Here is a 645-nt window from a genome sequence, read left to right on the forward strand (position 1 = left end):
CGGAAAATGTGGCATGCGCTTCGCCGTGAAGGAATTGATATCGGGCGTGAACAAACCGCCCGACTGATGCGCCTGGCCGGTGTTTCTGGCAAAGGCAAAGGCGGATCACCAATCACAACCCGAAAAGCTAACGTGCCTGATCTGCGCCCGGACTTGGTTGAGCGTGAGTTCAAAGCTCAGGGCCCGAACAAGCTGTGGGTGGCCGACATTACGTATGTGCGCACGAAGAAAGGCTTTGTCTACGCCGCGTTTGTCACCGACGTTTACTCTCGACGGATCGTTGGGTGGGCGTTATCAGATTCGATGCGGACTTCAAGCACTGCCACTGCAAGCTCTTAACCAGGCGATCGTGTGTGCTGAGGAAACAACAGGTCTCATTCACCATTCGGATCACGGATCGCAGTACGTCAGCGTGGTCTACAACGAGCGACTTGCCCAGCACGGCATTATCGCTTCCACCGGGACTGTTGGTGATTCCTATGACAATGCTCTGGCTGAAAACGTTAATGGTTCCTACAAGAACGAGTTGATTCATACCCGCAGGTGGGATGATGTTGTCGAGGTAGAAAGAGAGTGTCTAATGGTTTGTGTGTGGGAACCTAACCCGCATAAGGAGATGAACCAGAATGACTACTATGGCGAGAC

1 pseudogene is annotated in these 645 nt (G+C 53.0%); it reads left to right on the forward strand.

Annotation, left to right across the window (positions count from 1 at the left end):
- A pseudogene (locus ABRP87_RS11250) lies at window positions 1–645 on the forward strand (IS3 family transposase); the annotation flags it as partial.

This window comes from Corynebacterium sp. KPL2830 (assembly GCF_040225635.1).
GTDB lineage: Bacteria > Actinomycetota > Actinomycetes > Mycobacteriales > Mycobacteriaceae > Corynebacterium.